We start from the raw sequence: 7,935 nt of genomic DNA, 5'->3' as shown, positions 1-7,935 counted from the left end.
TCATCAAAAACAGAGCGTCGCAATCATGCCGGGACCGGCAGGCCAGCACACCCACATCCTTCACCAGAAAGGGGCTACGAAAAAGGTAACGAGCGTTTCTCGTTAAGGGGAAAGATCCGCGAGGGCGGTCAGGCTGTCGCCAGGCCCTCCACCGGGGACAGGCGTGCGGCCCGGCGGGCCGGAAGAACCGAGGCGAGGAGCCCCGCCACCACAGCGACGCCGAACACGGCCAGCAGTTGCAGCCACGGTACGGCGGGAACCACATCTGCGACGCCGCCAAGGGTAGCTTGCGCTCCCAGCCAGCCGTAGACAATGCCCATGCCTGCGCCGAGCAACGCTGCGACACCGGCAACCAGCACGGCCTCAATAGCGAGCATCCCGCGCAATTGACCCTTCGTCAGGCCCAGTGCCCTCAGTAACGAATTCTCCCGGGTTCGTTCCAAGACGGAAAGCGACAACGTGTTCGCCACGCCGATCAGCGCAATCACCACGGCAACGCCCAGCAGGCCGGTGACCACGAGCAAGAGAACATCGATGATGCTGTTGAATGTGACGCGCTCGATGGCGGCGCCGCTAACAGTGCGCTCGTGCACGCCGAGGGCGGAGGCAATCTCTTTCTGGATGGCCTGAACCTGTTCGCTGGACACAGAGTCAGCAAGCTTCACCCACACCATGCCGGGCGTTTCCGGGAGGGCACCCGTCGTGATGCTCGAGCTTTCCACGAAGGCCGGGACGTGGCGGGTCCGCAGGACTTTCGCGTCGAGAGACGCTGCACCGGCCGCCGTCGTGATGGTTGCCTGACCTCCAGCGGAGTCCTCGGGCAGATAGACCGTGCCCGGGCTCGGCTTCAGGTTGTTGTCGCGGAGGATGGAGGCAGCATCGGCCGACGAGAGCGAATAGACGGTCCTCCCGCCGTCGGGCGTGGACTCGGCGAGGGTCCCAACGGCCGGCAGGAGCACCGCATTGCTGACCCCGTCGAGCGTCTTGATACGCGAGATGGCTTCTGTTGGATCGGCTGAACCGTCTGTCGCGGTCATGGCAGCCAAATCCACAGGGTAGTTCTCGGCCAGCGTCGCATTGAACGCTTGCCGGGAAGTGGCCGCTCCCGTCATCATCAGCGAAACAAGTGTTACGCCGATCAGCAAGGCAGCGGCAGTCGCCGAGGTACGTGCCGGGTTGCGCGTCGCGTTGACGGCGGCGAGCTTGCCGGGCACACCTGCGGGGGCGGCCAAACGGCCAGCGAGGGCCACCACTGTGGGAATGAACAATGAGGAGCAGAGCAGAATCCCGATGAAGGAAACCGCGCCGCCAAGCAAAGCAACCAGCAATGAGACCGTGGTGCTGCCGAAAATCAACAGTGATACGCCGCCGATCAGGGCAATCAGGCCCAGTGCCAGCCGCACTTTGCCTCGGCGGTTGCCAACTGTGGCGTCGTCGGCGGGCCTCAGCGCAGCCAGTGGAGCGACCGATGTAGCCGCCTTGGCGGGGACGAGGGCCGCGACGACCGTCAGCAAGGTTCCGGCGACCAGCCCGGCGATGATTGCCGACGGCGGTACGGCCAAAGTGGCGAACGCTTGCTCTGGTTGTGTCTTGGCCCAGGCGACCAGCCCGGTCATCAGGCCCATCGCGGCCAGGACACCCAGAATCGATGAGACGAAGCCAACCACGAGGGCCTCCAGCATGACGGAGCCGCGGATCTGTGAGCGGCCTGCACCCAGGCAACGTAGCAACGCCAATTCGCGGGTCCGCTGTGCCACCAGCACGGAGAAGGTGTTCGCCACCACCAAAGTGGAGACGAGAATGGCCACGCCGGCGAAGGCGAGCAGGACGATGGTCAGTTGGTCTTGACCTGCGCTGAGCATGGCGACAGTGGACGTGACCTTCTCCTGGGCCGTTTCCAGGACAGGCGCGTTGGCACCGGCTGATTCCATCCGATGTCCGATGTAATCCTTGGCTGCGGCTATGTCTTCGCCGGGCTTGAGCGTGAACTGCAAGCCGCTGTAGCCGGCGCCGGCATCCTGGACGGCGTTGAGGACCGATTCCGAGGCAAGCAATTGGGCCGAAGAAGAGGAGAACGGATCGTTCGTAGCCTTGGTCAGGCCGGAAATGGTCACCTTGGCGGTCTTGACGGGGCCGCCGCCGTGCAGGTCCAGGATGCTGCCGATTGCGAGGCCAAGGTGTTCGGCTGTCTTGACGTCGATCGCGGCCTCGAAAGGTTTGGTCGGCAAGGAACCGGATGAGAGCACAGATCCCTCCAATGAGGCTGGCGCAGTGTTGCGCAGCCGTCCGACCTGTTCACCTCCACCGGCCTCGAAAGTCACATAGGTGGATCGCTCGGCATAGCTGTCCTTGACGGCCGGCGCCGACGCGGCAGCTTCCACAGCGGCCTGGCTGAAGGGTTCGCCGTTCTTGGATGTGGCCACGAGGTCAGCATGGCGATACGCTTCGCCGACGCTGGCACCGAGCGAAGCGTTCGTGCTGGCACCGACCATGAGGGTGGCCGACAAGAACATGACGGACAGCATGACCGCGAGTCCGATGGCGACAAACCGCCGGTACTGCGTCTTCAATTGGGACAAAGCAACGCGAAGCATGCCTTATGCCCCCAGTTTGCCGAGTGCGGTCAGGACGGAATCGGCAGTGGGGTCATGGATTTCGCCCACCAAGCCGCCATCGCTCATGAGGACCACACGGTCGGCGTAGCTCGCGGCGACGGGATCGTGCGTCACCATGATGATGGTCTGCCCCATCTCCTGGCTGCTGCGGCGCAGCAAAGCCAGGACCTCGCCGCCGGCTTTCGAGTCCAGGTTGCCGGTTGGTTCGTCGCCAAAGACGACGTCGGGACGCGTCAGCAGCGCGCGCGCCACGGCAACGCGCTGCTGCTGTCCGCCGGAGAGTTCATGCGGGCGGTGCTTCAACCGGTCCGTCAGCCCAAGGGTGCTGACAACGGTATCCAGCCATCCGGCGTCGGCCGTGCTTCCTGCCAAAGCGAGCGGCAACGTGATGTTCTGCTCGGCCGTCAAAGTGGGCACCAAGTTGAAAGCCTGGAAGACGAAGCCGATCCGCTTGCGGCGCAGGGCCGTGAGTTGACGGTCGTTGAGCCCCGTGAGTTCCGTCCCGCCCAGGACAATCCGACCCGAATCCGCGGTATCCAGGCCCGCGAGGCAGTGCATCAGAGTTGACTTGCCCGACCCCGACGGTCCCATGATGGCGGTGAATTTCCCGGCATCAAAGCTAACTGAGACCTCGTTCAGCGCAGTGACGCGTGTATCGGCGCGGCCGTAACTCTTTGAAAGCTTGAAAGCCTCGACGGCGGGACGCGCTTGGGCGGCATCCGTTCCGGCGGCGTGATGGGTTCCTGAGGGGTGGGGGAGCGGCGTGAATGTTGTCATGATTCCACGCTATGTTCACCGTCGTTACCACCGGATCGGGCTGTGGGCCTATTGTCCCGGAGCTCGTCTCATACCGTGGTCTTAGATGGCTCAGTTTCTGCTCTGGGACCGGTGGGCTAGCTGCCCGGCGCCACCACGCCTGTCTCATACGCAATGACCACAATCTGCACACGATCCCGCGCGCCGAGCTTGGCCAGAATGTGCCCCACATGGGTCTTCACCGTGGCTTCGGAAAGGAAGAGTCCCGCTGCGATCTCCGGATTGGATTGGCCTTGTGCGATGAGCTGGAACACTTCGCGTTCGCGGACGGTCAAGCGCTCGACGGCGGCAGCGTGCTCGCTCTGCTCGGGCGTTTGTGTCCTCAGCAGCGGAGCCACGTGGTCCAGCAAGCGCCGGGTTGTAGATGGCGCGATCACGGCGTCGCCGCGGTACACAGTACGGATGGCTTCCAGGAGTTCTTCGGGCGGCGCGTCCTTCAGGAGGAACCCGCTGGCGCCGGCCTGGATGGCCGCCAGAGCATATTCGTCCAGGTCGAAGGTCGTCAGGACCACGATTTTGACGTCCGCCCGTTGGGATCCGGACGGCTGTGCCGCGGCCTGCTCCAGGATGCGGCGGGTCGCTTCGATGCCATCCATGCCGGGCATGCGGACGTCCATCAGGACAACATCCGCTGTGGTGGCACTGAGTGCTTGGACGGCTTCGATACCATTACCTGCCTCTGCCACTACTTCCAGGTCCGGTTGGGAGTTGATGAGCATGCCGAACCCCGAACGGACCAACTGCTGGTCATCGACGAGTGCCACCCTGATGGGCGCGGGAACTTCAGGCATGGATCAAGCCTCCGAATACGGGATGAAAGCGGACACGCGGAAACCGCCGCCTTGAATTGGGCCTGCGGTCAAGGAACCATCGTAGAGCGAGATGCGCTCACCCATGCCCCGGAGTCCGTTGCCGCCACCTGCCGGAGGCGGATCAGCGGCGGCGCCCCGGCCGTCGTCGTCGATGTCCAACTGCAGTCCGCGGCCCTGCCACGTCAGTGAGACGTTCGCGACGGCTTTCGGACCGGCGTGCTTCATGACGTTGGTGAGCGCTTCCTGGATGATGCGGTACGCCGTAAGTTCCGCCCCGGCTGGAAGGTCGCGACGCGGGATGCCGCTTTGTTCGAACGCAATCTGAAGGCTCGCTGCGCGGAAGCCCAGGAGAAGTTCGTCGAGATCGGACAGCCGGGGCTGCGGCCGCGTGGGCGCGTCGTCGTCCGACCGGAGAACCCCGAGCAGCCTGCGCATTTCACCGAGTGAGTCGCGTCCGGTGGCGGCGATGGTGGCCAGCGCTTCGGTGGCCAGCTCCGGCTTGGCTGCGGCGGCATAGCGGGCACCGTCCGCCTGAGTGATGATGACGGACAGCGAGTGGGCCACGATGTCGTGCATTTCCCGGGCGATATGTGAGCGTTCGTCGGCAGCGGCCAGTTGGCGCTCTTGGTGTTGCTCGATTTCGAGGCGGCGCGTCCGGTCCTCGAGGGCTTGGAGTTGGAGACGCCGTACGCGGGTGAGGTCGCCCAAGGTCCAGCTCACCAGCACCAGCATCCAGATCAGGACTGTGTAGAGCGCACCTATGGTGAGGCCCATGATTCCGGACTCGGCGGTGCTGGAGTAGAGCCGGGTGGTCAGCATGATGCCGCCCAGCAAGCCGGCCAGGAGTACAGTGCGGCTCGCCCACGCGGGGCCATAGGCAGCTGTGGCATAGATGACAAGGGGAACGGCGATTTGGCCGGCGACAGGCTCGGCGGCCAGGGCCCATTGGATGAGGCACACCGCAATCACGCAACCCGACGCCACCACAGGCCGGGTCCGCCGCCATGCGAGTGGCAGGAGGAGGCCGCAGGAGATGAAGAAGAGCAGCGGACGGTCGGCCAGCAGATAGACGGGCCCGAACACAAGGACCAGCAGGCAGGTTGCCGTCAAATCTACCTTGAAGTGGTTGATCCGGAACCATTCGTATATCGCATGCCTTCTATCCACGCTCCTGACTCTATGTGGTTGAGCGCAAAGGCGGCATCATGCCCTGGTCTGATCCTGGCTGGTTCCATGTTCAAGGAGTGAGACGATTTTGACCAGCATGTGGATTGCTTGGCTATATAGACGTATGAGTGCATCGTCCATCAATCTCGCTGTCATCCCCGGTGACGGCATTGGCCCCGAGGTCATCGCCGAAGCCATCAAGGTCCTGGAAAAGGCTGTCGCCGCTGAAGGTGTCGACCTTGAGCAGACCCACTACAAGCTCGGCGCCCAGCACTGGCTTGAGAGCGGCGAGACCCTTCCGGACGAGGTCCTTGCAGACCTGCGCACCCGCGATGCCATCCTCTTCGGTGCTGTTGGCGCCGCACCCGGCGACACCCGTATTCCTTCGGGCATCATCGAACGCGAGATGCTGCTCAAGCTCCGCTTCAGCCTGGACCACTACGTGAACCTGCGTCCGTCACGCCTCTACGGAACGGTTGGCAGCCCGCTGGCCAACCCCGGCAGCATCGACTTCATTGTGGTGCGCGAAGGCACGGAAGGTCCCTATGTGGGCAACGGTGGAACGCTGCGCGGCGGGACTCCGCACGAGGTCGCGACTGAAGTCTCCCTTAATACTGCCCACGGCGTGGAGCGTGTTGTCCGCGACGCCTTCCGGCGCGCCAGCGAGCGTCCCCGCAAGCACGTCACCCTCGTCCACAAACACAACGTCCTGGTCTTTGCAGGGCACCTGTGGAAGCGCACCGTTGAGGCTGTTGCCCAGGAATTCCCCGAGGTCACGCACGATTACCTGCACATCGACGCCGCCACCATCTTCATGGTGACCGATCCCTCGCGCTTTGATGTCATCGTCACCGACAACCTCTTTGGCGATATCCTGACCGACCTCGCCGCAGCCGTCACGGGCGGTATTGGCTTGGCCGCCTCGGGCAACATCAACATGGACCGCACCGCACCTTCGATGTTCGAACCCGTCCACGGCTCGGCCCCGGACATCGCCGGCCAGCAGAAGGCCGATCCCACCGCCGCCATCCTTTCGGCAGTGCTCCTCCTGGACCACCTTGGCTACACCACGGCGGCCCGCAAGATCGAGGCGGCAGTGGTCGCCGACGTCGAAAGCCGCACGGGCGAACCGCGCAGCACTGCTGCGATCGGCGATGCCATTGCGGCCGCACTTTAGGCCCTTTACTCAGGCGTAAGCTTGTCTTGAATTATTTACCTGCTTCCCTGGTCCATCGCTGAACCGCATCCTCCGGGACCCGTTTCGCGCCGCCAGGTAGCTGACTGTGGAGGAAACATGACTCAGACTGCCCACGGCGTCGAATTCAGCCAGCAGCTTTCGGCAACCCCGAAGTCTGCTGAGGAGCGTGCAGCTGTCCTGGCGAACCCAGGCTTCGGCGACTACTTCACCGACAACACCGCAGTGGTCGACTACAAGGTCGACGCTGAGGGCAACGGTGGCTGGCGCAATGCCCGGGTCGAGGCTTATGGACCCATTTCCCTGGACCCTTCTGCCGCTGTCCTGCACTACGGCCAGGAGATCTTCGAAGGCCTCAAGGCCTACCGTCACGCAGACGGTTCCATCTGGACGTTCCGTCCTGAGGCCAATGCTGCCCGCTTGAACAAGTCCGCCCGTCGCTTGGCCCTCCCGGAGCTTCCCGAGGAATACTTCCTGGGTGCCATCCGCGAACTCGTCCAGGCTGACAAGGAATGGGTTCCGTCCGGCGACGGCGAAGCCCTGTACCTGCGTCCGTTCATGATCGCTACTGAGGCGTTCCTCGGTGTCCGGGCCGCGCGCGAAGTTTCCTTCCGCGTCATCGCTTCACCTGCCGGCAACTACTTCGGCGGCGAGCTCAAGCCTGTTTCCATCTGGATCTCCCGGGAATTCGCCCGCGCGGGACGCGGTGGAACAGGTGCTGCCAAGTGCGGAGGCAACTACGCCGCCTCGCTCATCGCCCAGCAGGAAGCTGAAGCGAACGGCTGCAAGCAGGTGCTGTTCCTGGACCACTTCAATGACGACGCCGTGGAAGAACTCGGCGGCATGAATGTCTTCTTCGTGATGAAGGACGGCTCGCTGGTCACTCCCGCGCTCAGCGGCACCATTTTGGAAGGCGTGACCCGCTCGTCCGTCATCCAAGTAGCCAAGGACATGGGCCGCGAAGTGACCGAACGCAAGATCACGCTCGACGAGTGGCGCGATGGCGTTGCTTCAGGCGAAATCGCTGAAGTGTTCGCCTGTGGCACGGCTGCGGTCATCACGCCAATCGGTGTTCTCAAGGACGCTACCGAGTTCATCGGTTCCGAGGACGCAAAAGCCGGGGAGACCACCATGGCCATCCGCGAGCAGCTCCTTGGCATCCAGACCGGTGTCATCGAAGACCGGCACGGGTGGTTGACCCGCCTGGTCTAGGCGTTCCTGGCAGATAACGCACGACATAAACGCACGACGGCGGCCCTTCCCCTTGGCAGACAAGCGGAAGGGGCGCCGTTCTGCTTCCCGCGACGCTCTTTCAGGTCCTGTTGGGTGT

General features: G+C 63.7%; 6 protein-coding genes. 2 read left to right on the top strand and 4 right to left on the bottom strand.

What is annotated here, in order from left to right:
• Positions 1-128: 128 nt before the first annotated feature.
• The 4 genes from ACIQC5_RS21615 to ACIQC5_RS21600 form a co-directional block, all read right to left on the bottom strand.
• Complete coding sequence (locus tag ACIQC5_RS21615) at positions 129-2,594, bottom strand: ABC transporter permease (RefSeq protein WP_400287146.1); 2,466 nt, start codon at positions 2,592-2,594, stop codon at positions 129-131.
• 3 nt (positions 2,595-2,597) lie between these two features.
• Complete coding sequence (locus ACIQC5_RS21610) at positions 2,598-3,392, bottom strand: ABC transporter ATP-binding protein (protein WP_400287145.1); 795 nt, start codon at positions 3,390-3,392, stop codon at positions 2,598-2,600.
• A gap of 116 nt (positions 3,393-3,508) precedes the next feature.
• Positions 3,509-4,222 (bottom strand): response regulator, encoded by a 714-nt coding sequence (locus tag ACIQC5_RS21605; RefSeq protein WP_400287143.1) that lies wholly within the window; start codon positions 4,220-4,222, stop codon positions 3,509-3,511.
• Between the two features lie 3 nt (positions 4,223-4,225).
• Complete coding sequence (locus ACIQC5_RS21600) at positions 4,226-5,410, bottom strand: sensor histidine kinase (RefSeq protein WP_400287141.1); 1,185 nt, start codon at positions 5,408-5,410, stop codon at positions 4,226-4,228.
• A 124-nt stretch (positions 5,411-5,534) separates the two neighbouring features.
• Between ACIQC5_RS21600 and ACIQC5_RS21595 the strand changes: the two genes are divergently transcribed.
• A complete protein-coding gene (locus ACIQC5_RS21595; RefSeq protein ID WP_400287139.1) occupies positions 5,535-6,587 on the top strand; it encodes a 3-isopropylmalate dehydrogenase in 1,053 nt (350 codons plus the stop codon).
• A gap of 117 nt (positions 6,588-6,704) precedes the next feature.
• On the top strand, positions 6,705-7,817 hold the full coding sequence (locus tag ACIQC5_RS21590) for a branched-chain amino acid aminotransferase (protein WP_400287137.1): 1,113 nt from the start codon (positions 6,705-6,707) through the stop codon (positions 7,815-7,817).
• Positions 7,818-7,935 lie beyond the last annotated feature (118 nt).

Source organism: Paenarthrobacter sp. NPDC092416 (assembly GCF_044755025.1).
Lineage (GTDB): Bacteria > Actinomycetota > Actinomycetes > Actinomycetales > Micrococcaceae > Arthrobacter.
This window is presented reverse-complemented; position numbering and strand designations above follow the sequence as displayed.